Below are 23,419 nucleotides of genomic sequence, written 5' to 3'. Positions count from 1 at the left end.
TTATATAAGATTTCCAGAAATCCTATGTATGTAGCATATTTCATATATTTTTTAGGTTGCTCACTATTGTCAGGTTCATTTGTACTGTTTATTTCATTGAAAAAACGGAATAAACAACAATGGATTATATAAGATTTCCAGAAATCCTATGTATGTAGCATATTTCATATATTTTTTAGGTTGCTCACTATTGTCAGGTTCATTTGTACTGTTTATTTCATTAATAATATTCCAGCTTGCAGTACATTGGATTATTTTATATGAGGAAAGATGGTGTATTAAAGAGTTTGGTAATGATTATAAGAGATATATGAAGAAAGTTAGACGATATATATAAAATCATTACTAACACTAATAGAGTTTGGTGATAGTCAGAATTAGACTAGGAGGATAAAAATGAGCGGTTTTGCTGTTATTAGTTTACTTTTTAATTTTATAATAGGTATTGCGTTATTAGTATACTATTTTTCAAACTTTAAAGAAGTAAATTCTTACATAAAATATGGTATATTTGTGTTAGGAGTATACATTGTTTTAACTGCTTTCGGTGGTGGAATTGATGTATCTTCAATACCCATGCTAATAATTCCCTATGTTAAACTTGCCATATATACATGCATAGGGATGCACCTATGTTCAAAGTTAGGCTTTAGAGATATGCCCTTATTGAGAAAAGTTTTTCGAGATAATACTACTGAAAAAATAAGCATAAAAAGTTATACACTTAGTACAATAGCTGTAATTATTGGCTCAGTAGGGTTTTCATATATACTATTTAAGCTTACAACGCCAAGTGCCTCGGAAGCAATCAAAAGATCTATTGATAATGGAGATGTTGTTACAGATTTAGGTGGTACATTATCAGTAGATATTATACTATTATTTATAGGTGTTGTTATAGCAGAGGAAATAATATTTCGTTTTGTAATACCTAACTATTTAGCAGTTCAGTTTAAGCTTGGTGAAAATAAATATTGGATTACAATAGTGGCATCTTCGATACTATGGGCCTTAGCACATGCAAATACATTAGATCCTGAATGGGTCAAGTTTGTTCAAATATTTCCTGTAGGATTAGCTCTAGGAGCTATCTATAAAAAATATGGTTTAGAAAGCTGCATAATAGCTCATTCAGGCTTTAATATTCTGATGATTTATGTTGCTGGTGGTTTGATAGCTTAGATATCGTAAAGGATAGGTGAATTCTTTGAAAATTGCTTTTTTAGATAGAGATGGAACAATAATAGAAGATTATGAAGATAGCTTATGGAGGCATGTATCTGAACCTGTTTTCATAGAAGGAGCCATAGACGCACTTAAAGCTATTATCGAGAAAGGATTTCAAATTATTATTATAACAAATCAATACATAATAAATGAAGAGATTATAACACTATCACAATATCAAGAGTTTACTATAAAATTTATTAACAAGCTAATAGAAAATAGAGTTGAAATACTAGATATATTTTATTGTCCACACACTAAAGAGGAGGGTTGTAACTGTATGAAGCCCAAAGATGGCATGATAAAAATGGCTTTAGAGAAATATGCAGATATCAACCTAGATGAAAGCTTTATTATTGGCGACTCTATGTGTGATATTCAATTAGGAAAAAGCTTAGGTATAAAAACCTTTGGCATTAAATTAAAGGATGAAGAAGAGAAAGTAGTTACAATTGATTCACTAAAATATATAGGTGAATATTTATAGTTCAGTAAAATAGTAAGTTTGAAAATACCTCCTAATTTGAAGTGCACCCCAAAAGTTTGGAACTGTCAACAAAAACTTGACAAAAAGTTAAGTAAATTTTATGAATTCATCTTCTCAAATTGCGTAGGGGAAAGATACCCAAGAGAGGAATTCATTCTTTTAGTGTTATAGTATAATTCAATATATTTAAATATTTCATGCTGAGCTTGTTCAGATGCTTCAAAGTTGGCATACTGAATAAGCTCTTTCTTTATTGTTCTATAAAATGATTCCATTAATGAGTTATCGTATGGATTACTTTTTCTACTAACACTTGACATAGCTCCGTGTGTGTAATAGCGTCCGAAAGTTACCGCCGGTAAACTGAGAGTTTTGACCCGTATGAACGATAAGTCCTTTATCGGGATGTTCACTCCCATAAGCCTGGCCTGCATGAATACATCAATTACAAGGCTGTTCTTCATTTTCCTGCCCATGGGCTATCCATATACTTTGCGTGAATAAGTATCTAGAAATACAGCTAAATACAAGCACACCTTTCTTAGTCGGCGCACATGTGATGTCGCCAACCCCAATTTTGTTCCTGCCATCAGTCTGAAATATTTGATTAAGTAAATTAGGTCTTTCTATTGAAGATGATTCCCGATTATATAAAATCTATAGAAAAAACTAAATGGAATATAAAATACTTAAGAAGTAAGATAAGACGGAAATGAATAAATGGATGATTTATTTTTAAAAAGTTATCTATGTTAAGTATTCTAATGAATTAATAGGATATACCAATTTATTATTTATAAATAAATTTAAGTTTTTGAATATAAAAAGAAATAATTAAATTTTTAACCTTGATATACAAACAAAAGTGGTGCATTAATACACCGCTTTTGTATATGGAGTGGCATTTGTGCACCGATTTTTGTTAATAATTTAATAAAAATGAAAGAAAAGGCCATTTTTAGAGGTTTAGATAATTGGCATGAAAATTGCTCATATAATAATTAGGTGCTAAATAATAAATATTTTGAAAGATCAATTATTAAAAACAATGGGAAAATAAAAAAAATGATATAGGTATTGATTCCTATTGAGGACAAAAGACTTGTTCAATATTTAAGCAAGAAAACAAAAAAAAAGATTTTATTGGTGAATTACACATGGAGTATCATTTCAAGAAAAGTAAAACCAAATATCTCATTCAAGTTTTGAATGGTAAAAATTTTATTACAAATATTTGAAGGTCACTCATTAAGTTGTTGTAAAGTAACTTCTTCAAAATTATGAGGAGAAGATAGAATCAAAAAATATTTTTGATGTTTTCTAAAAACATTGGAAAACGTTACTACTGTATTTTATATGTAAAATATTCTAAAAGAAGTTAATATGTAACTTATTTATAGCTATTTATCAGACAGAGGCACCACTTTTTTTCACGACAAAATCTTGGGCTCAAAGAGAGTATGGTGTAACTCTATCTAATAAATTTATTATATATTTAAAATTATTTGTTTATTATTTAACAAAGGATTATAGGTTTCCTTTAATAACCTAAATATATTGATAAGGAGAATAAAGATGAGCAAAGAAAAAAAGGGACTAGCATGGGCTGGAGTATTTAGTATTGCATCTGTATGGTTTGGAGCACATGTAGGAGGTGGTTTTGCTAGCGGGAGTCAAACAATGAGTTTCTTTATTCAATATGGTAAGTATGCAGCACTATTTGCTGTATTATCGATGGTTGTCGTAGGATTAACTTATCGTGAAAACATGATTATGGCCCGCCATTATAATGCTTACGATTACCACTCATTTGGCAAAGTATTATTTCAACCATACAATAAAATTTTATCTCCAATTTATGACATTTGCTATATAATGGCAGGAATGTTGGCAGTTAGTGCATCTATTGCTGGAGCCGCAGCATTATTAACTCAAGTCTTTGGGATCACATATTTTTTATCTGTATTAATTATTGGTATATTGACACTATTATTAAGTATGTTTGGATCAAATTTGGTTAGTAAAGCATCTTCTGTTTTAACTGTATTAATAGTTGCTTCTTTTTTATTAATTTGCATTCAGGGAATAGGCAAAAATAGTGTGATTTTACAGCAAAACTTATCTCTATCTGTTGGAGGATCAACATTTTGGAAAGGAGTTTGGAAGGCCTTAAGTTATGCTGGATTTCAATGTTTTGCATTTTTAGGTCTTTTAGGTGCAACTTCATTAACAAAAACAGACGAAGATTGTACAAAAGTAACAGCAATTGGGTTTGTTATTAATGGAGTGATGATTGCATTAACTGTATTATTAATTCAAGCGTATATGCCCGATGTTGCAAAAGAAACTTTACCAATATTAGCTGCTACAAAATTAATGGGCGGAGGATATTTAGTTGTAATTTATTCTATTGCTTTATTTAGTGCATTTCTATCTACTGCAGTTGCTGTAGTTTATGGGAATATAATGCTATTTAGTCGCCTTTCTATTGAAAAGGGTCTTAAAATTGCAAATAATAAAAAATCTTTATCTTTGGCTATAGGTATAATAATAATTTTGATTTCTATGATAGTTTCTTCAGCAGGATTAACAAAGATTATTGCTGTAGGATATTCTTACTTTGGTTACATTGGAATTTTCTTGGTGATTTTGCCATCCTTGACGTATGGACATTTTCGAAATAAGAAATATAAAAAAAATAATTGTAATAATTAGTTGAATATTTTCAAGAACAGGGAGGATTATTATGCAAATTACAAATGAAATGAAAGATTTACGAGAATTAGTGGAAAGTTACATGGAAAAAGAAGTAGCTCCAGTGGTGGGAGAATTTGATGCTTCCGGTGAATTTCCTGAAAAAATTTATAAAGATATTTTAGATATGGGAATTCACTTGTTAGAGGTACCTGAAGAATATGGTGGAGCTATGGTGGATCGAAAAACCGAAGTGTATATTGCGGAGACATTAGGCAGATATGATTGTGGACTTGCTTCAGCTATTGGAGCAAATAATTCTGCATGTAGTACGATAAATTTATTTGGAACTGCCGAACAAAAAAAACAATACTTTGATATCCTTGTATCTGGGAAATTAGCTGCTTTTTGCCTGACAGAACCAAATGCTGGCTCTGATGCAGCTTCGGTAAGTACAAAAGCCCATTTAGAAGGAGATGAATATGTATTAAGTGGAACAAAATGTTTTATCACCAATGGGGGAATAGCTGGAGTATACAGCGTATTTGCGTCTACTGATTTATCGAAGGGGACAAATGGTTTATCAGCATTTTTTGTGGAAAGAGATCGTCCAGGTGTATCTATTGGAAAACATGAAGACAAAATGGGAATCCGATTATCGAATACTACTGAGGTAATTTTTAATGAATGTAGAATTCCAAAAGATCATTTAATTGGAGAAGAAGGTAAAGGATTTGTTTATGCAATGAAAACATTAGATACTTCTCGTCCTTTCGTTGGAGCTACTGGTGTTGGACTAGCACAAAGAGCTATTGATGAAGCGGTAAAATACTCCAAAGAACGTGTCCAATTCGGCAAACCAATTGCCTCTAAGCAAGGATTGCAGTTTATGCTTGCGGACATGCAAATTCATACAGAAGCGGCTCGTCAGTTGGTATACCATACTGCAGAGTTGATAGATGATGGAGAAAATTATTCGATTTACTCTGCTATGAGCAAAGTGATGGGAGCAGATACTGCCATGAACGTGACGTGTGATGCATTACAAATATTTGGCGGATATGGCTATATGAAAGAATATCCTATAGAAAAAATGATGAGAGATGCAAAAATTCTTCAGATATACGAAGGAACAAATCAAATACAACGTGTTGTCATTTCAGGTATAATGCTGCATTAAATAGGAGGGATTTAAATGAATATTTTAGTTTGTGTGAAACAGGTTCCTGATACGACGGAAATCAAGATTGATCCTGTAACTAATACTCTTATACGTCAAGGTGTGCCTAGTATTGTAAATACCTTTGATGCTTATGCTCTAGAATTAGCTGTTCAGCTAAAAGAAAAGGAAGGCGGAAATATTACAGTAATTTCTATGGGGCCAGAACAAGCAAAAACAGCTTTAAAAGAATGCTTATCTATAGGGGCAGATGAAGCATATCTAATCAGTGATCGAGTTTTTGGGGGATCTGACACTTTAGCTACAAGTTATATTTTATCCACTTACATTCGGTTTTTGGAGCAAAAGAAAGGTGCATTTGATTTAATCTTTTGTGGAATGCAAGCGATAGATGGAGATACTGGGCAAGTGGGACCAGAAATTGCAGAACACCTAGGGTTACCGCAAGTGACCTATGCAACCGACATCAAACAGGAGCATGCCCAAACCCTAATCAAAAGAGACAATGATCAAGGATATGATTGGATTGAAGTGCAAACTCCGGCAGTAATTACAGTATCCAAAACGGAATTTGAGCCAAGATATGCTACCATAAAAAGCAAAATGGCTGCTAATAGAGCAGAAATTCCAGTGCTGACCTCAAAAGATGTATCCATAAACATAGAAAAATGTGGATTAAAAGGTTCTCCGACAAAGGTAAAGAAAACCTATACACCAGTACGATCTAAAAATGGCGTAATTATTCAACAAGAAACAGTAGAAAAATCTATAAAAACTTTAATGTCATTACTAGTAGATTCTAAAGTACTGTAAAGGAGGCAAATCATGAGTGTGAATTCAGAATATAAAAATGTGTGGATTTATGTTGAAACCGAAGATGGAAAAGAAAAAAAAGTAGGATTTGAATTATTACGTCCAGGCAGAGAAATCGCCGATGCATTAGGAGAAAAATTAGTTGCCGTTGTAATTGGACATCATGTACAAAAAGTAGCGAAAGAAGCCTTAGAGTATGGAGCAGATGAAGTTATATTAGTTGATAATCCTGTATATAATAGGTACTTAACTGATGCAGTTTATTTATGCTTTACACGACTAGTTGACAAATATAAGCCAAATACTATCTTAATTGGGGCAACAAGTAATGGAAGAGACTTTGGACCACGAGTAGCTTGTAAGCTAAGGACAGGGTTAACTGCAGACTGCACTAGTATTGAGTTCAACCAAGAAAGCAATAATGTAACTTGGATACGTCCAGCATTTGGTGGAAACCTTATGGCGAAAATCGAATGTCCAGATCGTCGTCCTCAAATGGGAACAGTTCGACCTGGTGTATACAAAAAGCCATTACGAAATGAGGAAGTAGACGGAAAAATTATTCAAGAAGACATTTCAATTCCGGAAGAAAACATTCGAACTCGAATACACGAAGCTATCAAAGAAGTATCCTCAGAAGTAAATTTAGAAGATGCAGAATTTATTGTCTCTGGAGGACGCGGGCTAGGAAAAGCGGAAAACTTCTCTTACATTCGAGAATTAGCTGAAGTATTGGGAGCGGCAGTAGGCTCATCTAGAGCAGCAGTAGATAGTGACTGGATACCACATGCTCATCAAGTAGGACAAACCGGAAAAACGGTAGCTCCTAAAATATATATAGCTTGTGGAATATCTGGAGCAATTCAGCACTTAGCAGGAATGTCAGGTTCAGATATTATTATTGCAATCAATAAAGATCCAGATGCACCTATATTTAAAGTTGCGGATTATGGAATTGTAGGAGATCTTTTTGAAGTTATACCACAATTTATTGAAGAATTAAAAAAATACAAAAATAATTAAAGGCTAACTATTAAAAATTAATCAGTTTTAAAAAAGGATTATAGGTTACCTTTATTGACCTAAATACATTATATAAGGAGAAATGAATTATGAGTAATAATCCATATAATCTACTAGAGGATGTGAAAATAGTTGAATTAACAACGTACGTAGCAGCACCTTCAGCTGGACGTATATTAGCTGACTGGGGTGCTGACATAGTTAAGGTGGAAGCTGTACCGAAAGGAGATACGACACGTTATGCGGTTCCTTTGCCTGGAATGAAATACATTACTTACGATGTTCATAATGCCAATAAAAAAAGCATTGCGTTGGACTTGAAAACTCTTGAAGGTAAGGAGGTAATGGATAAATTATTGGCAAATGCTGATGTTTTTCTAACTAATACTCGTGGTCGTGCTCTTGAGAAGTTAGGATTAGATTATAACACCCTTCATGGTAAATATCCTAGACTTATCTATGCACATATGACTGGATTTGGAGAAGGTGGATCAATGGCTAATGATCCAGGGTTTGATAATGTTTGCTTCTGGGCATTAGGAGGTGCAATGATTGCTTCTATGGAAAAAAATACAGCTCCTGTGATTCCTCCAAGTTCATTTGGGGATAATTCTACTGCTAGCACTATGGCTGCTGCAGTATGTGCTGCACTATACAAGCAGAAATGTACTGAAGAAGGTAGTAAAATTGTTGTATCGCTTTATGGACAGGCTATTTACAATATGTTAGAGCCTATACTTTCGATTCAGTGTAGTGATTTAGATAAATATCCAAAGAGTCGTCTTGAGAATACTCCATTGAATAATACCTATAAATGTAAAGATGATAAGTGGATAATGGTGTGCTGTCATGAGTATGAACGTTATTTTCCATATTTCATGAAGATTATAGGTCGAGAAGAGCTAATTGAAAATCCAGAATATAATACATTTGCTAAGGGAAATGAAAATTGTAGAAAAATTGTTCAAATTATTAGTGAAGGTTTCATGAAATTTACTCGAGATGAGCTAGATGAAATTTTAAGAGAAAATGATATACCTCATTCTATAGTATGTAATGTTTATGAAATATTAGAATCTCAACAAGCAAAGGACAATTTATACTTGTCTAAGTTTACTCAGCCTAATGGTGATCAATATATCGAGAGTGCTACACCTGCTAAATTTGGCGGTATTACACTCCCTCCGAGAAATCGTGCTCCATTCTTAGGTGAGCAATCTTCAAAAATTTTAGTTGAACTTGGATATAGCGAAGCACAAATTCAAGAAATGATATCAAAAGGCATTCTAATTGAGAAGCATCTACATGCTGATCAAGAAAAATAATTTTAATAAGCTGACTGTGTTTATCGAGCAAGGAGGATAAAATGGATTTGTTGAATGTTACTCTTTCAGATGTGTTGAAAAAAAATGCAGAAGATTATCCTGAGGATGTAGCCTATATTTTTGATGATGTCAGCTATAATTGGAAACAAGTGGATCAAATTACTGACAGCATAGCAGAAATGATGCTAAAAAAAAATATTCAAAAAGGTACACATGTGGGGGTTTGGAGCATTAATTCTATCCAACAGGTTTGTATCATATACGCAGCAATGAAAATTGGTGCAGTTACAGCTGTTTTTAATTATTCGTATAAGCATTTAGAAATGAAAAATGTTTTATCTTATGCTGATATTGAATATTTGTTCTATGGAGAATCTACGGGCTCTATTGATTACTTAGGAGTTATTAACAAAGTTAAGAAGAATCTTCCTAAGTTAAAAGATTACTTTAGTATTATAAGTATATTTAATGAAGCTATTGAATTACAGAAGTCCGATGATGCCATAGGATGGCAAACCATGGAAAAACTTAATAAAGCCAAGAGATTGGTTACAACTGAAGATACAGCTTGTATGCTTTTTACTTCTGGAAGTACACAACTACCTAAAGGTGTTTTACTATCATACTATAGTATACTTAATGATGCAAGAATATTATCAGATTTAATGCGATGGAATAAAAATAAAGATATTATGCTGATTGGTATGCCAATATTCCACTGCTCAGGGATGACATGTGGATTATTATTGGGATTAATGGTTGCGATGCCTACAATAATAATGCGTAAATATAAACCGGACCAAGCTATGGAACTCATAGAGAAGTATAGTGTTACAGCATTCAATGTGGTTCCTTCTATGTTAATGCTTTTAGTTCAGAATCCAAACTTTGGTAATTGCAATATTTCATCATGGAACTCTGGTATTTTAGCAGGCTCAGGCATAACGGGTGAGAAATATCGTGAGTTTGTTTCAAAGGTAGATATTCCTCATTTACAAATAGGATACGGGCAGACGGAAACGTCACCTTTAATTACTTTGTCAGACTATAATGATGACACTATGCTAAAATCAGAAGCGATAGGTAAGGCAATTCCAAATATAGAAATACGTATTTGGGACAATGAAGCCAATTGTGAGTGTGATGTGAATGTTAAAGGGGAAATCCAGACAAAAGGTTTTTGTATAATGAAGGGGTATTATAATATGCATCAAAAGGATCTGGAAAAGTATACTTATGACGGTTGGCTTAAAACCGATGATGTTGGGTATCGCGATAAAGATGATTATTTTTATTTTTGTGGACGAATGAGTGATATGATTGTTCGGGGCGGAGAAAATATTTCTCCAAGTGAAATTGAATGCGTTATAGAACACTATAGTGAGGATATTCTTAATGTTAAAGTTGTAGGAGTAGATGTAGATACTGCTGTTCAGGAAGAAATTACTGCTTTAATAATAATGAAACCAGATAAAAAAATTGATGTTGATGGGTTAAAAGCATTTGTTAAAAATCATCTTGCTAACTATAAGACACCAAATTTTGTTTTTCAGCTAGATAAGTTTCCGATGAATAGTACAGGAAAAGTTGATCTTGTATCTATTAAAAAGTTAGCAAAAAATAAGATAATAAAAATGTTAGAATTACCAAAATCATGTGAGGACATGACTGAATCTATGTCAATATAGTAGATACATTTTCTAAAGCTTTTATAGCTAGTTTAGTAGCTATATTTTTAGACATAGAGCAAACCAACTACTTTGCTTCTGTTAATATCCATAACAGAAGCAAGGTAGCACCAACCGTATTTAACACTATCCACCTTGTTCTTTGAAGAAAAAGGTCTAAATTTTCAACATACTACTGATTTTATACCTAGATTATTCATCTGATATTTTCCTTAGTGGATTATACTAGTAATGATTCTGGAATCAATAGAATCGATATCAAAGTTTCAAGGAGAAAATAGTGTCATTCTATCTTTTAAACAAATTATACAGTTTAAATTGTATAATTGCCAGTTTTAAAAAGGATTATAGGTTGCCTTTATTAACCTAAATACATTATATTATGAAAGTACTTCTGAGGTTTAGAAAATAGTGCTTTCTTCATGGTTAGGAGTAAAGTAGAATGGATACTTCTTATTATTTAGGCGTTGATATTGGTTCAGCATCATCTAAAGCTGTATTAATGAATGAAAATCGAGAGATTATTCAAACAAGTGTGGTGCAATTAGGAACGGGAACTAGTGGACCTAAAAAAGTAATTGATGAGTTGTTTTCGACAACGACCTTATCTGTTGAGCAAGTTAGCTATACGGTGGCTACTGGATATGGCAGATATTCACTTGAATATGCAGATAAACAATTCAGTGAAATAAGTTGTCATGCCAAGGGAATTAATTATGTCTTTAAAAACGTAAGAACTGTTCTAGATATTGGGGGACAAGACGTTAAAGCAATTTCTATTGATGAAAAAGGAAGAGTATTAAGTTTCTATATGAATGATAAGTGTGCAGCTGGAACGGGAAGATTTTTGGAAGTCATGGCACGTATACTAGAGATACCTATTGATGAATTAGGTACTTTAGATGAATTATCGCACACTCCGGCAACGGTAAGTAGTACATGCACTGTATTTGCAGAATCGGAAGTAATTTCATTATTATCCAAAGATGCTAAACGAGAAGATGTTGCCAGGGGCGTACATAATTCTATTGTTAATCGTGCACTTGGTCTGTTATATCGAACCAATATGGAAAAGGATTTTTCACTAACCGGCGGGGTAGCACAAAATCAAGGGGTAGTTCGTGCTTTGGAAAGAGTTTTAGAACAAAAAGTTTATGTAGCGAAAACACCTCAGCTAATTGGTGCAATTGGTGCAACGCTCTTTGCTGTTGAGTTTGGACAAGAAAGGGGTAGGATATGAGTATTATCAATGAAAGTATGAATTCAAAAGAAATGCTAAATATATTGGTGGCTAAGAATATGGAGGATGCAAGAAAAGCCAAGGAACGAGGTGATTTAGTTTGTTGGTCCAGTTCCATTGCTCCCTGTGAATTTTGTGAAACGATGGGGATTTATACCGTTTATCCTGAAAATCATGTGGTAGGAATTGCAGCACGTAAGGGAGCACCAGAATTGTTGGAATATGCAGAACGAAAAGGATACTCCAATGATATATGTGGTTATGCTAGAGCAAATTTAGCTTACATGGATGTACAGCAATGTGTATCTGAAGAGTTGCCGTTGCCAGACTTAGTTTTACTATGCAACAATATCTGTGAAACTTTATTAAAATGGTATGAAAATATTGCCTATGAATTGAATATACCTTTGCTTATTGTTGATGTTCCATATAATCATGATAAAGAAATTACCGAAGAAAACATAAAATATGTTGAAGCACAATTTCATGACATTATTCATCAATTAGAAGTAATTTGCAATAAGCCTTTTGATGAAAAAAAATTTCAAGAAGTAATGAAGATATCTGCACAGAACGCAAAAGACTGGTATGATGCTACTATGCTTTGTTCAGCGCGTCCCTCGCCCTTAAGTGGTTTTGATATGTTTAATTATATGGCGTTAATTGTTTGTATGAGGGGAAAAGAAGAATGTGGAATGACGTTTCGAAAGTTAAAGGAGGAATTAGAAGAAAAGATTTCAAGGAGTGAGTGTGGGTTAAAGGATACAGAGGAAAAATATAGAATTATGTGGGATGGCATAGCATGCTGGCCATATTTGTCCCATACGTATAAAGTTCTGAAAAATCATAGAATCAACATGACAGGTTCAACGTATCCATCGGCTTGGGCATTGGAGTATACACCTGGAAATCTTTTTGAAATGGCAAAGGCATATACGGGCATGGGAAATAATCTGTCTTTAGATGGTCAAATTAATCTTCGAAAAAGTATTATTGAAGAAACTAAGTGTGACGGTGTAATTATGCATATGAACCGTAGTTGTAAAATGTGCGATTTTCTTCAATATGAAGTGGGAAAAGAGTTGAAGGATAGTTTAAATATTCCTATTACGACTTTTGATGGAGACCAAGCTGATCCAAGAAATTATTCTAAGGCACAATATGAAACACGCATCGAAGCTTTAGTAGAAATGATGAGTCAAAAGGTTCCTTCAAAAAATAGTTCTGAAGATTAAAAGTAAAGGAGAACAAAATGGAGATAAATCAAATTATTAATTATTTAATACAAATAGCTGATTCACCAGATAAAGCTGTTAAACAATCCTGTGAAAGAAATCATAAAAATGCAGTAGGTTGGATCGCACCTTATGCTCCAGAGGAAATAATCTATGCTGCAAATTGTATACCTGTGGGGCTATGGGGAGGAGAGGTTGAACTTAGAAGAGCTAGAACTTACCTTCCGGCATTTGCTTGCTCAATAATGCAGTCCGTGATGGAATATGAAACCAAAGGCACTTACGATATATTAAAAGCAGTTTTAGTTCCTGCAATGTGCGATACTCTAAAGTGCTTTGGACAGAAATGGAAGGGAACTTGTCCAGCTATTCCTTTTGTTTACCCACAAAATAGACGAGTAAAAAGTGCAGAATTATTTTTGGAAAATGAATACAAATATATCACTAAAAAATTAGAAGATATTTTAAACGTAGATATTACCGAAAAAGCATTAAGAGAAAGCATAATTCTTTACAACGATTATCGCTTAGTCATGCGTGAATTCACAGAAATTGCCACCATGCATACAACTACTATTTCCCCTATGGTGCGTCATCAAATTATCAAAGCATCTTATTTTATGGATAAAAAAGAGTATTTATGCTATCTTCGGGAGTTAAATGAGAAGCTTCGACTACAGCCGATAGAACATTCTAAGAATAAACGAGTTATTGTTTCTGGAATTATGCTAGAGCCTAAAGGTATTCTTAGCCATTTTGAAGCATTAGGCATTGATGTGGTTGGAGATGATTTAGCACAAGAAACTAGACAGTTTAGAACAGACGTGCCTTTTGCAGGCGATGCTCTAAAGAGCTTGGCAAGGCAATGGATAAACCATAATGCTTGTTCTTTGGCTTTTGATCCGTATAAGCGACGTATTCAGCATTTAGTTGACTTAGTGCATCATTTCAAAGCGGATGGAGTGGTATTGGCACTAATGAAGTTTTGTGATCCGGAGGAATATGATGTACCAATTATCATGTCAAAGATGAAAGAAGAAAATATTCCTTTATTGGTAATTGAGGTTGACCAGCAAGCAACAACCTTTGAGCAAATTAATACAAGGTTGCAAGGTTTTGTAGAAAGTATGGATGATTAATAAATTATTGTACAAATTTTTCTGTTGAAAAAATTAAAAATCACTGATTCTGCAAGATATGTTGCAGATCTAGTTACGTAAGAAAATTCACCTTAAAATTTTTTAAATGTAAACAAAAGAGCAATTACAATTAAATTATGTTCTGAAGAAGGAATGGAAGTGATGTACGATTAAATTCAGTTTTCCATTCCGATCTTCAGAAAATTGTATAATACAAAAAATAACAAGTGTTGTATATCCATCAAGTCTTGTACAATGGGATATATCAGTTCCGACGAGACATGAGCAAATCATGTTTTAGTTAGAGCGTACTGTAGAGATGACAAGAAATTCGGATATTAAGAATTATTTGTAAATTCATCATATAATATTAAAGATTAGTGTAATATATTCCTTTCTTATACTAATCTTTAATATTATAATGAAAAGAAGATTTTTAGATGATCAGTTAAATACTTCTCAGTGCTTATAAAGCTTATAAAAAATCGCTAGAGAATATAGTAATGAAGTAGTCTATATTTATGAAGGAAGGATATACATGGAGTCAGATAGATAAACTTTCGAATAATCTACTCTATTTATCTGCAAGGGATGTGGCTTATAAAAGCACTCATGTGAGGCTTTGGAGAGTTAATTGCTTTGAAAGGCTATTATATTTATCTAGGACTTCAACATTAAGCACTGTGGTGGTATTATTAAACTATGAGTATAAATGTGTAGCTTCGTCTATGCTTTCTATTTTATTGGGCACATAAGGCACAAAATTGTGAGAGGAGGCGGGGACATGTCTCATTTCGAAGTTGAGAAAGTCATTACATCTTTTAGTGAAAATATATTAGGCTGGAAGGTTATTGATATTCTTGATGATATTTTGCATCAAGGAGTAGCAGTTCTTTTTATTATCAATGTCAGGTAAATAGAAATAGAGAAATAATAGATATATTTAAATACCCAATTTGTAATTTTTGTTTTTTGAAAGGAGAGAACCAATGAAAAACGACTTTATTACAAACGAAAATATGATTAAATGCATAGATGAGAGCAACGATGGGATAATGATTAGTGATGCAGAAGGAAGAATTTTATATGTAAATGCAAGCTATTTAATTATGACGAAATTAGATAAAACTATTTTAGGTCATTACATTGATGAATATGTATCAAAAGGAATTATTACTAAATCTACTTGTTTATCCTGTATTAAATATCAACGTACATATACTCATGTACACCATGAAAAAAATGGGGTAGAGATTATTACAGTTTCAAAACCAATTTTTTCAATAAATGGTGAATTAGAGTATACAATTACTAATGTTAGGGATATTTCTAGTTATGTTAATTTAAATCAAAACTTAATGGAAGTAAACGAAAAAATTGCTCATTCGTCAAATGATATAAAATGCGGTGATCAAGAAATTATAGCTAATTCTCCAGAGATGATACAGGTTATTGATTTGGCTAAGACAGTAAGCAAAGTAGATGCAAGTGTATTAATTTTAGGTGAGACAGGAGTTGGTAAGGATGTTGTAGCTAGCTATATTCATAAAAATAGTCCAAGAGCCAGTCATCGATTTATTACGTTAAATTGCGGAGCAATACCTGGTGAACTTATGGAGTCTGAGCTATTTGGTTATACACCAGGAAGCTTTACAGGGGGATTAAAAGAAGGGAAGAAAGGAATTCTTCATTATGCACAAAATGGAACTCTTTTTCTGGATGAAATTGGTGAATTACCTCAATATTTGCAGGTGAAACTTTTGCGAGTTTTGGAGAACAGAGTATATTCACCTATAGGTAGCGTAGAAGAAGTTCCTATTGATATTCGAATTATCGCAGCAACGAATCAAAATATTAAAGAACAAATTCAGAAGAATAAATTTAGAGAAGACTTATATTATCGATTAAGTGTTGTGACTATTAATATTCCGCCTTTACGAGAAAGACAATCTGATATTATTCCCTTAGCTGTACATTTCTTAAAGCGTTATACGAGTAAATATGGAATTACAAAAAAGCTAGGAGTAGATACATTAATTCAATTGCAGCAGTATGATTGGCCAGGGAATGTACGTGAATTAAAGAATATGATAGAAAAAATGGTGATATTAAGTCAAGGAAACACTTTGGATTTTCCTTCTAATAATAATATAAATAGAAAAGAGATGTCAAAGCACAGATTAAATGAATATATGGAACGTATGGAGAAAGAATATTTATTTAATGTGAAAAAATTATTTTCAAGTACAAGACAAATGGCAGAAGCCATTGGAGTTGATCATTCAACGGTAGTTCGTAAATTTAAGAAGTATAATTTATAAATTAAAGGTTAGTATTGTAGTGAATTAATACTAAATATTACTTAGCAAATTATTCCATACCACAAATGTCAAATTAATCTCATCTAAAATCAAGATATAAAGTACATAAAACAGCAGATTAAATAATCTGACTATACTTTAAGAGATGAAATATTTTAGCTTTATAAGATGAGATTAGGATAAGGTAATTTGATTTATAACATTTATTATACTTTTGGTTTTGAAATTGCTATCTATAAAGCCGTAAGAAAGAAGTTAGGTAAAATTATTACTAAAGAGCTCTTTTCCTCTGCCCAGAAAATTGAAAAAAAGATTAGAATTTTTATCAAGCAGAAGCAAGAATGGTTACTATTTACTAGGTTTGAAGTCTTAGATATCAATGATGAGATTTATAGCTTGAGATATGGATGGATAAAAACCTTTGGTATTAAATTAGGCTCTGTTAAAGCATAGTGTTGATAATATGATATATTTTAAGGGAACTCGTTAAAAAGTTCCCTTAACCCACATCTTATGAAAATACGAACAAAAATTTTTCTCATACTCTTCGTATTGGGAAAAAAATATATCCTTGTCCATCTTCAGGACAGGTATAGTCATGAACTGCACCCACAAGTTTGATATTGTTTTCTTTCAAATACTCTATAACTTCGGTAAATGTATTTTGATTTTCATTCTTGACATAAATATACTCATACGATGGAATTGTCCATTTCATCCAACCTTGTGGTGCTTGAGCATTGTCCATAACCTCAACACCTGCAAGGTAAAGTCCTTTTGTGAAATTATCCTCCCAAGGATTAAAGGAGCGGGATAAATCGGACATTGCACCCCATATTCCAAGAAGATTTCCATTCTCATCTTTCTTCGCTAATGGTGACACTTCTGCAAAACTAGAATTAGCATCAGCCCATAATTTCTGAATAAAACCTTTTCCGTCATTTGTAGAACCTTCTTTACCTATGACCGAAAACGACTCTTTTACACACTTTGTTATTTCCATATTTCAAACCTCCCATTATATTAAAGACTTTATGTTCTCATTTAATTATACATCAGATAATTGTATAATTACAAATATCTTACATAAGTTATACATATATTGCTTCTCTAAACCTAAAATCCTTTAATTTTGTGTCAGTATGAGAGGTATAAGATTGTACCAATAAACTTTTGCTCTTTATAGTATCTTTCTTGGCATTGAAGATTTCAAGCCATTTAAACCAATACATATAGTTAGCAAGGTATTTAGTTGCAACACCATTAAACCTATTCATCCACTTTTTGAGTTTACTATGAAAAGCGTTAATATGTTGTATATGATATATATCTTCCTTATGCTTACCACGTTTAATTTGTTGAAGTTCTATACCTAAATTTTGTGCGAATTTAATATAACTCTTATGGGAGTCAGTACACAGGATGGCTTCATCATCAATCATACCAGTAAAGAGCCTTTCTAAATCTGTATGCTTTATTCTTCCTTTACATATAAGTTCAGTAAAATAGTAAGTATGAAAATACCGCCTAATTAGGCGGTAATTTCATATACTTTAAGTAAAATGTTAAATATATTAACAAAAAATATTTCATTTTTGTAAATAATATTATAATATTAATAGTTAAATACAGTAATTTTAAGGAGGAAGTAGGATGTTAAGTAAAAGAATAAAAAACATGATACCATCAATGACTATAGGACTGTCTGATAAGATTGCGGAATTGAAAAGAGAAGGAATAGATATAAAAAACTTTAGTATAGGAGAACCAGATTTTAATACTCCTCAAAATATAATAGATGCAGCAAAAAAAGCATTAGATGATGGATTCACTAAATACACAGTTGTTGCAGGGATACTAGAGCTTAGAGAAGCAGTATGTAAAAAGCTTAAAAATGATAATAATGTTGAATATTTACCTAATCAAATAATAGTTTCAAATGGAGCAAAACAATCACTAATGAATACTATGCTTACAATATGCGATGCAAATGACGAGGTTATTTTATTAACTCCTTGCTGGGTGAGCTATATTGAAATGGTTAAGCTTGCAGAAGCAAAGCCTGTACTTGTACCAACTGATGAAAAAAACGGATTTATTCTTGATATAGATAAAATAAAACAAGCAATTACAGAAAAGACGAAAGCAATTATTATCAATACTCCCAACAACCCTACTGGAGCAGTATATTCTGAAGAACAGTTGAGACAGCTTGGTGAGTTGGCTGTAAAACATAACTTTTATATTATATCTGATGAAATATATGAAAAACTCATATATGACGGAGAAAAACATATATCTATAGCTTCATTTTCAGATGAAATAAAGGAGAAAACTATTATAATAAACGGGTTTTCAAAGGCATATGCAATGACAGGCTGGAGGCTTGGGTATGCAGCAGGGCCAAGAGATATAATAAAAGGAATGTGTGATACGCAAGGACATATGACTTCCGCTCCAAACTCTATTGCTCAAAGAGCAGCAGTTGAAGCATTATTAGGACCTCAAGATTCTATCGAACATATGAGACAAGAATATGCTAAGAGAAGAGAATATCTAATACAAAGACTTAATGATATAGAAGGTATAAAGTGTGCAGAAGCAAAGGGAGCATTTTATCTCATGCCAGAAGTATCAGCTCTTTATGGAAGAAAATACAAGAATCAGGTACTTAAGGACTCAATAGATATCGCTAAATTCCTTTTAGAAGAGGCTCATATAGCTGTTGTACCAGGTATAGCATTTGAAGCACCGAACAATATTCGTATTTCATATGCTAATTCTTTGGAGAATATTAAAGAAGGAATGGACAGAATGGAGAAGGCAATAGCTATATTATAGATAAAAACATAGATATAATATAGTAAAAATGTTCAAAAACGAACTATACTACGAAATATAAAAAAATAATACACTTATACACAAACTATAAATAAAAATTTGTGTTAAAAATTCGTAAAATCTATTGACTATCGGGTTTTTTGCTGTTATGATTTAAGTATCAGAAAAACTTGATATGAGCCCATATAAATCTCAGAATATGGCTGAGAAGTCTCTACCAAGTGACCGTGAATCACTTGACTATGGGTGAAAGTGTGCCTAGGGTTCCGGAGAAGGCTTTTGTCTTTTTGTCTGGTCCAAGCGGTACAGATATTATTTCGATAATATTACACCTAGGGGATAAAAGCCCGGGCGGGTAGGTTTCACTTGTAGTGAGCTTACTCTGCCCGGGCCTATTTTTTTAGAGGGTGGTGCTACGATGAATAGAGATGTACGAAGGGTATTTGTTGAAAAAAAAGAAGGATTTAATATAGAAGCCGAACATTTATGTATGGAATTAAAACAAAACTTAGGAATGAATGGTCTTGTTAAAGTGAGAATTATAAATAGATACGATCTCTCAGGTGTATCAGACGAAGATTATCGTAAAGCGGTAGAACTTATTTTTTCAGAGATTAATGTTGATGATGTCTATGAAGAAAACCTTGAAATAGATAAAAAAGATAAGGTGCTTGCTATAGAATATCTTCCTGGACAATATGACCAAAGAGCTGATTCAGCAGCGCAATGCATTCAGATTATTTCTGAAAAGGAAAGACCAATAGTTAAAACAGCAAAGGTTATAGTGTTAAATGGAGATATCACAGACGATGAATTTATCAAAGTTAAGAATTACTGTATAAATCCAGTTGACTCTAGGAAAGCATTACTTGAAAAACCAGACTTAATAGAAGATAAATTTGAAACCCCTAAAGAAGTTTCTATAGTTGAAGGATTTATTGACAAAACTATGGATGAACTAGAAGTATTAAGAAAAAATATGGGATTTGCAATGAGTATTGAAGATTTGGAATTTTGTCAGGATTACTTTAAAAATACTGAGAAAAGAAACCCATCTTTAACCGAGTTAAAGGTTATAGACACATATTGGTCTGATCACTGTAGACACACTACCTTTCAAACAAAGATAGGGTCAGTAGACGTTGATAATGGAAAATATGGCGATGTAGTAAAAATTGCATATGACGAGTATTTAAAATCAAGAGAATATGTCTATGGTGATGAGATCAAAGATATATGCCTTATGGATATAGCAGTATTGGCTATGAAAAAGCTAAGAAAAAAAGGACTTTTAGATGACTTAGATGTATCAGAAGAAATAAATGCATGCAGCATCAATGTAAATGTAGACGTTAATGGAAATGATGAAGAATGGCTTGTGATGTTTAAAAATGAAACACATAACCATCCTACAGAAATAGAACCATTTGGAGGAGCAGCTACATGTTTAGGAGGAGCCATAAGAGACCCACTATCAGGAAGATCTTATGTTTATCAGGCTATGAGAGTTACAGGCAGTGGTGACCCTAGAGCAAGGGTAGAAGACACTATACCTGGCAAGCTTCCTCAAAGAAAGATTACAACAGAGGCTGCAAGAGGTTATAGCTCTTATGGAAACCAGATAGGACTTGCTACAGGTCAGGTAGCTGAAATATATGATGAAGGATATGTAGCAAAAAGAATGGAGATAGGTGCAGTAGTAGCAGCAGTGCCAAAGGGAAATGTGGTTAGAGAAGTGCCTAAACAAGGAGATTTAGTTGTACTGATAGGTGGGAAAACTGGACGAGATGGATGTGGAGGTGCTACAGGCTCATCAAAGGCTCATACAGAAGAATCAATATTAAACTGTGGTGCAGAGGTACAAAAAGGTAATCCTCCCACAGAGAGAAAGCTTCAAAGACTTTTCAGAAACTCTGAATTCAGCAAAATAGTTAAAAGATGCAACGACTTTGGTGCAGGAGGAGTTTCAGTAGCCATAGGTGAATTGGCAGATAGTCTCGAGATAAACCTAGATATGGTTCCTAAAAAATATGAAGGTCTTGATGGTACAGAATTAGCCATATCAGAATCTCAAGAAAGAATGGCAGTAGTTATAGATAAAGATAATTTAGGAATATTGAGAAAATGCACTAGGGAAGAAAATTTAGAGGCTTCAGTAGTTGCAACGGTTACGGAAGACAATAGATTAAAAATGAGATGGAATGGCACGATTATTCTTGATATCAGTAGAGATTTCTTGAATACTAATGGAGTTAAGCAAAAGACAGATGTATATATAAAAGAGCCTACAGGAAAATGCTATTTTGAATGCTTACCAAACGCAGTAAATAATAATGAAGCTGATATCAATAAATTATGGCTTAAAAACTTGGAAGATCTGAATGTAGCATGTCAAAAAGGCTTGGTTGAAAGATTTGATAGTACTATAGGGGCAGGAACTGTACTAATGCCTTTTGGGGGAAAATATCAATTGACACCGACTTTAGGCATGGCTGCTAAAATACCTTTGACAAAAGGTGATACAAATACTTGTACACTCATGACATATGGTTTTGATCCTAAGCTTTCGAGCTGGAGTCCTTTCCACGGAGCATTGTACGCTGTAGTTGATTCGGTTGCGAAGGTAGTAGCACTAGGAGGAAATCACAAGAAGATAAGACTTACACTTCAAGAATACTTTGAAAAGCTAGGAAAGGATAAAGCAAAATGGGGCAAGCCATTTAGTGCATTACTAGGAGCATTTTATGCACAGAATGAGCTTCAAATACCTGCTATAGGAGGAAAAGACAGTATGTCAGGAACATTTAATGACATCAATGTTCCTCCAACTTTAGTAAGTTTTGCAGTGACTACTGGAGATGCTGATAAAACGATATCTCAAGAGTTCAAAGGTATTGATAGTAATGTTGTATTGATAAAGGTAAGAAGAAAAGAAAATGGATTGCCTGATTTTGAAGCTTTAGATAGAAACTTTTCTAAGATATATCAGCTTATACAGCAAGGAAAAGTTTTATCTGCAAATACAGTTGGTATAGGCGGAATAGCAGCAGCAATAAGTAAAATGTGTTTTGGTAATAAAATAGGCATAAAATTTACTAAGACCTTAAGCAAGAATGATTTATTCATTGCTGATTATGGCACAGTGATATTAGAGATTGATAGAAAACATAAATTATCAGAGCTATTTGATGAAATAGAATATAAAATCCTTGGACTTACGCAACAGAAGCAAGTAATAAATATAAATAATGCTGAGATAGAACTAGAAGCTGCGATACAAGCTTGGATAGAGCCACTAAATGAAGTTTTTCCAATGAAACAGAGCATTACAGGACAGCCTAACGGTACATGTTATCAAAAAGTAAGTAAAGCTAAAGCAAGAGTTAATATTGTAAAACCAAGAATATTTATCCCAGTTTTTCCGGGAACAAACTGTGAATATGATACAGCAAAGGCTTTTGAAAATGCTGGTGGAGATGTTCAAACGCTCGTATTTAGGAATTTATCACCTTCAGATGTAGAGCAGTCCATACAGGCTATGAAGCAGATAATAGATAATTCTCAGATTATAGCTTTGCCGGGAGGATTTAGTGCTGGAGATGAACCAGATGGTTCAGGAAAATTCATAGCAACAGTGTTTAGAAACCCATATATAAAAGAATCAGTTATGAATATGCTAAAACATAGAGATGGATTAATGATTGGTATATGTAATGGATTTCAGGCACTTATTAAGCTTGGACTCGTACCTTATGGAGAGATTACTGAACTAAATGAAAATAGTCCAACGTTAACGTTTAACAAAATAGGCAGACATATTTCTCGTATGGTACAGACAAAAGTAGTATCAGACGTATCACCTTGGTTTAACAATGTAAAAGTTGGAGATATGCATACTATTGCCATATCTCATGGTGAAGGAAGATTTGTTGCTGATGAGAATGAACTGATGAAAATGACACAGAATGGACAGATAGCAACACAGTATGTGGACTTAAACGGCACTCCAAGCTACGATGGTGAATATAACCCTAATGGTTCAATAGGATGTATAGAGGGAATCACAAGTCCTGATGGAAGAGTACTTGGGAAAATGGGACACTCAGAAAGAGTTGGACTAAATGTATGCAGAAATGTTCCAGGAAACAAGGATCAGAAGCTATTTAAAGCGGGAATTGACTATTTTAGATAACCATCTTGATTGGA

20 protein-coding genes, 1 pseudogene and 1 riboswitch are annotated in these 23,419 nt (G+C 33.1%); of the genes and pseudogenes, 18 read left to right on the top strand and 3 right to left on the bottom strand.

Features of this window, described 5'->3' with window-relative positions; genetic code table 11:
• Positions 1 to 9 precede the first annotated feature (9 nt).
• From HNR33_RS15530 to HNR33_RS15515, 4 genes are read left to right on the top strand one after another with little or no spacing between them, the layout of a single operon-like run.
• Positions 10 to 132 carry a hypothetical protein gene (locus HNR33_RS15530; RefSeq protein ID WP_429085084.1) on the top strand — a complete coding sequence of 41 codons (123 nt, stop codon included), beginning with the start codon at positions 10 to 12 and terminating at the stop codon, positions 130 to 132.
• Positions 133 to 190: 58 nt separating this feature from the next.
• The gene (locus tag HNR33_RS15525; protein ID WP_429084978.1) at positions 191 to 337 is read left to right on the top strand and encodes a methyltransferase family protein; all 147 of its coding nucleotides are present in this window, start codon (positions 191 to 193) and stop codon (positions 335 to 337) included.
• Positions 338 to 396: 59 nt separating this feature from the next.
• A complete protein-coding gene (locus HNR33_RS15520; RefSeq protein ID WP_429084977.1) occupies positions 397 to 1,182 on the top strand; it encodes a CPBP family intramembrane glutamic endopeptidase in 786 nt (261 codons plus the stop codon).
• Between the two features lie 25 nt (positions 1,183 to 1,207).
• On the top strand, positions 1,208 to 1,714 hold the full coding sequence (locus HNR33_RS15515; protein WP_429084975.1) for an HAD-IIIA family hydrolase: 507 nt from the start codon (positions 1,208 to 1,210) through the stop codon (positions 1,712 to 1,714).
• Positions 1,715 to 1,812: 98 nt separating this feature from the next.
• On the opposite strand, the gene HNR33_RS15510 is transcribed toward HNR33_RS15515, so the two are convergent.
• A complete protein-coding gene (locus HNR33_RS15510) occupies positions 1,813 to 2,178 on the bottom strand; it encodes an IS3 family transposase (protein WP_429084973.1) in 366 nt (121 codons plus the stop codon).
• 1,111 nt (positions 2,179 to 3,289) lie between these two features.
• On the opposite strand from HNR33_RS15510, the gene HNR33_RS15505 reads away from it, so the two are divergent.
• The 12 genes from HNR33_RS15505 (at position 3,290) to HNR33_RS15450 (ending at position 16,825) form a co-directional block, all read left to right on the top strand.
• Entirely contained in the window at positions 3,290 to 4,429 is a 1,140-nt protein-coding gene (locus tag HNR33_RS15505) for a hypothetical protein (protein WP_429084971.1), read from the top strand.
• Between the two features lie 31 nt (positions 4,430 to 4,460).
• Positions 4,461 to 5,588 (top strand): acyl-CoA dehydrogenase family protein, encoded by a 1,128-nt coding sequence (locus HNR33_RS15500; protein ID WP_429084970.1) that lies wholly within the window; start codon positions 4,461 to 4,463, stop codon positions 5,586 to 5,588.
• A 15-nt stretch (positions 5,589 to 5,603) separates the two neighbouring features.
• Positions 5,604 to 6,401 carry an electron transfer flavoprotein subunit beta/FixA family protein gene (locus HNR33_RS15495; protein WP_429084969.1) on the top strand — a complete coding sequence of 266 codons (798 nt, stop codon included), beginning with the start codon at positions 5,604 to 5,606 and terminating at the stop codon, positions 6,399 to 6,401.
• A gap of 12 nt (positions 6,402 to 6,413) precedes the next feature.
• A complete protein-coding gene (locus HNR33_RS15490) occupies positions 6,414 to 7,424 on the top strand; it encodes an electron transfer flavoprotein subunit alpha/FixB family protein (RefSeq protein WP_429084967.1) in 1,011 nt (336 codons plus the stop codon).
• 89 nt (positions 7,425 to 7,513) lie between these two features.
• Entirely contained in the window at positions 7,514 to 8,749 is a 1,236-nt protein-coding gene (locus HNR33_RS15485) for a CaiB/BaiF CoA transferase family protein (protein WP_429084965.1), read from the top strand.
• A gap of 41 nt (positions 8,750 to 8,790) precedes the next feature.
• The gene (locus HNR33_RS15480; RefSeq protein ID WP_429084963.1) at positions 8,791 to 10,437 is read left to right on the top strand and encodes a class I adenylate-forming enzyme family protein; all 1,647 of its coding nucleotides are present in this window, start codon (positions 8,791 to 8,793) and stop codon (positions 10,435 to 10,437) included.
• Between the two features lie 442 nt (positions 10,438 to 10,879).
• Complete coding sequence (locus tag HNR33_RS15475; RefSeq protein WP_429084961.1) at positions 10,880 to 11,677, top strand: acyl-CoA dehydratase activase; 798 nt, start codon at positions 10,880 to 10,882, stop codon at positions 11,675 to 11,677.
• Positions 11,674 to 12,912 (top strand): 2-hydroxyacyl-CoA dehydratase subunit D, encoded by a 1,239-nt coding sequence (locus tag HNR33_RS15470; RefSeq protein ID WP_429084959.1) that lies wholly within the window; start codon positions 11,674 to 11,676, stop codon positions 12,910 to 12,912. Before HNR33_RS15475 ends, HNR33_RS15470 begins: the two co-directional genes overlap by 4 nt.
• A gap of 17 nt (positions 12,913 to 12,929) precedes the next feature.
• Positions 12,930 to 14,051, top strand: a complete 1,122-nt coding sequence (locus HNR33_RS15465; protein WP_429084957.1) for a 2-hydroxyacyl-CoA dehydratase subunit D — start codon at positions 12,930 to 12,932, stop codon at positions 14,049 to 14,051.
• A gap of 784 nt (positions 14,052 to 14,835) precedes the next feature.
• The gene (locus HNR33_RS15460; RefSeq protein WP_429084956.1) at positions 14,836 to 14,967 is read left to right on the top strand and encodes a hypothetical protein; all 132 of its coding nucleotides are present in this window, start codon (positions 14,836 to 14,838) and stop codon (positions 14,965 to 14,967) included.
• A 73-nt stretch (positions 14,968 to 15,040) separates the two neighbouring features.
• Positions 15,041 to 16,372, top strand: a complete 1,332-nt coding sequence (locus HNR33_RS15455; protein ID WP_429084954.1) for a sigma-54 interaction domain-containing protein — start codon at positions 15,041 to 15,043, stop codon at positions 16,370 to 16,372.
• Between the two features lie 189 nt (positions 16,373 to 16,561).
• Positions 16,562 to 16,825 (top strand): hypothetical protein, encoded by a 264-nt coding sequence (locus HNR33_RS15450; RefSeq protein ID WP_429084952.1) that lies wholly within the window; start codon positions 16,562 to 16,564, stop codon positions 16,823 to 16,825.
• 85 nt (positions 16,826 to 16,910) lie between these two features.
• Here the strand turns inward: HNR33_RS15450 and HNR33_RS15445 are convergent, their stop codons facing one another.
• A complete protein-coding gene (locus tag HNR33_RS15445; protein ID WP_429084951.1) occupies positions 16,911 to 17,375 on the bottom strand; it encodes a GyrI-like domain-containing protein in 465 nt (154 codons plus the stop codon).
• Positions 17,376 to 17,463: 88 nt separating this feature from the next.
• A pseudogene (locus HNR33_RS15440) lies at positions 17,464 to 17,871 on the bottom strand (IS1595 family transposase); the annotation flags it as partial.
• A 154-nt stretch (positions 17,872 to 18,025) separates the two neighbouring features.
• Between HNR33_RS15440 and HNR33_RS15435 the strand changes: the two are divergent.
• Positions 18,026 to 19,213 carry a pyridoxal phosphate-dependent aminotransferase gene (locus HNR33_RS15435; protein WP_429084949.1) on the top strand — a complete coding sequence of 396 codons (1,188 nt, stop codon included), beginning with the start codon at positions 18,026 to 18,028 and terminating at the stop codon, positions 19,211 to 19,213.
• 161 nt (positions 19,214 to 19,374) lie between these two features.
• Positions 19,375 to 19,476, top strand: a riboswitch (purine riboswitch).
• A 155-nt stretch (positions 19,477 to 19,631) separates the two neighbouring features.
• Positions 19,632 to 23,405, top strand: coding sequence for a phosphoribosylformylglycinamidine synthase (locus tag HNR33_RS15430; RefSeq protein WP_429084947.1), 3,774 nt, complete (start codon positions 19,632 to 19,634; stop codon positions 23,403 to 23,405).
• Positions 23,406 to 23,419: the final 14 nt, after the last annotated feature.

It is taken from the genome of Brassicibacter mesophilus, from assembly GCF_050433385.1.
Classification (GTDB): Bacteria; Bacillota; Clostridia; order Tissierellales; family Proteiniboraceae; genus Brassicibacter; species Brassicibacter mesophilus.
Note: the sequence above shows the minus strand (reverse complement) of the source record. Positions and strands in the feature narration are given on the sequence as shown.

Excerpts from the sequence above, each read along its gene's own strand:
- HNR33_RS15505 (WP_429084971.1), top strand. The coding sequence starts at position 3,290 with ATGAGCAAAGAAAAAAAGGGACTAGCATGGGCTGGAGTATTTAGTATT.
- HNR33_RS15470 (WP_429084959.1), top strand. The coding sequence starts at position 11,674 with ATGAGTATTATCAATGAAAGTATGAATTCAAAAGAAATGCTAAATATA.
- HNR33_RS15480 (WP_429084963.1), top strand. The coding sequence starts at position 8,791 with ATGGATTTGTTGAATGTTACTCTTTCAGATGTGTTGAAAAAAAATGCA.
- HNR33_RS15430 (WP_429084947.1), top strand. The coding sequence starts at position 19,632 with ATGAATAGAGATGTACGAAGGGTATTTGTTGAAAAAAAAGAAGGATTT.
- HNR33_RS15465 (WP_429084957.1), top strand. The coding sequence starts at position 12,930 with ATGGAGATAAATCAAATTATTAATTATTTAATACAAATAGCTGATTCA.
- HNR33_RS15475 (WP_429084961.1), top strand. The coding sequence starts at position 10,880 with ATGGATACTTCTTATTATTTAGGCGTTGATATTGGTTCAGCATCATCT.
- HNR33_RS15490 (WP_429084967.1), top strand. The coding sequence starts at position 6,414 with ATGAGTGTGAATTCAGAATATAAAAATGTGTGGATTTATGTTGAAACC.
- HNR33_RS15445 (WP_429084951.1), bottom strand. The coding sequence starts at position 17,375 with ATGGAAATAACAAAGTGTGTAAAAGAGTCGTTTTCGGTCATAGGTAAA.
- HNR33_RS15510 (WP_429084973.1), bottom strand. The coding sequence starts at position 2,178 with ATGAAGAACAGCCTTGTAATTGATGTATTCATGCAGGCCAGGCTTATG.
- HNR33_RS15495 (WP_429084969.1), top strand. The coding sequence starts at position 5,604 with ATGAATATTTTAGTTTGTGTGAAACAGGTTCCTGATACGACGGAAATC.
- HNR33_RS15520 (WP_429084977.1), top strand. The coding sequence starts at position 397 with ATGAGCGGTTTTGCTGTTATTAGTTTACTTTTTAATTTTATAATAGGT.
- HNR33_RS15435 (WP_429084949.1), top strand. The coding sequence starts at position 18,026 with ATGTTAAGTAAAAGAATAAAAAACATGATACCATCAATGACTATAGGA.
- HNR33_RS15455 (WP_429084954.1), top strand. The coding sequence starts at position 15,041 with ATGAAAAACGACTTTATTACAAACGAAAATATGATTAAATGCATAGAT.
- HNR33_RS15460 (WP_429084956.1), top strand. The coding sequence starts at position 14,836 with ATGTCTCATTTCGAAGTTGAGAAAGTCATTACATCTTTTAGTGAAAAT.
- HNR33_RS15500 (WP_429084970.1), top strand. The coding sequence starts at position 4,461 with ATGCAAATTACAAATGAAATGAAAGATTTACGAGAATTAGTGGAAAGT.
- HNR33_RS15485 (WP_429084965.1), top strand. The coding sequence starts at position 7,514 with ATGAGTAATAATCCATATAATCTACTAGAGGATGTGAAAATAGTTGAA.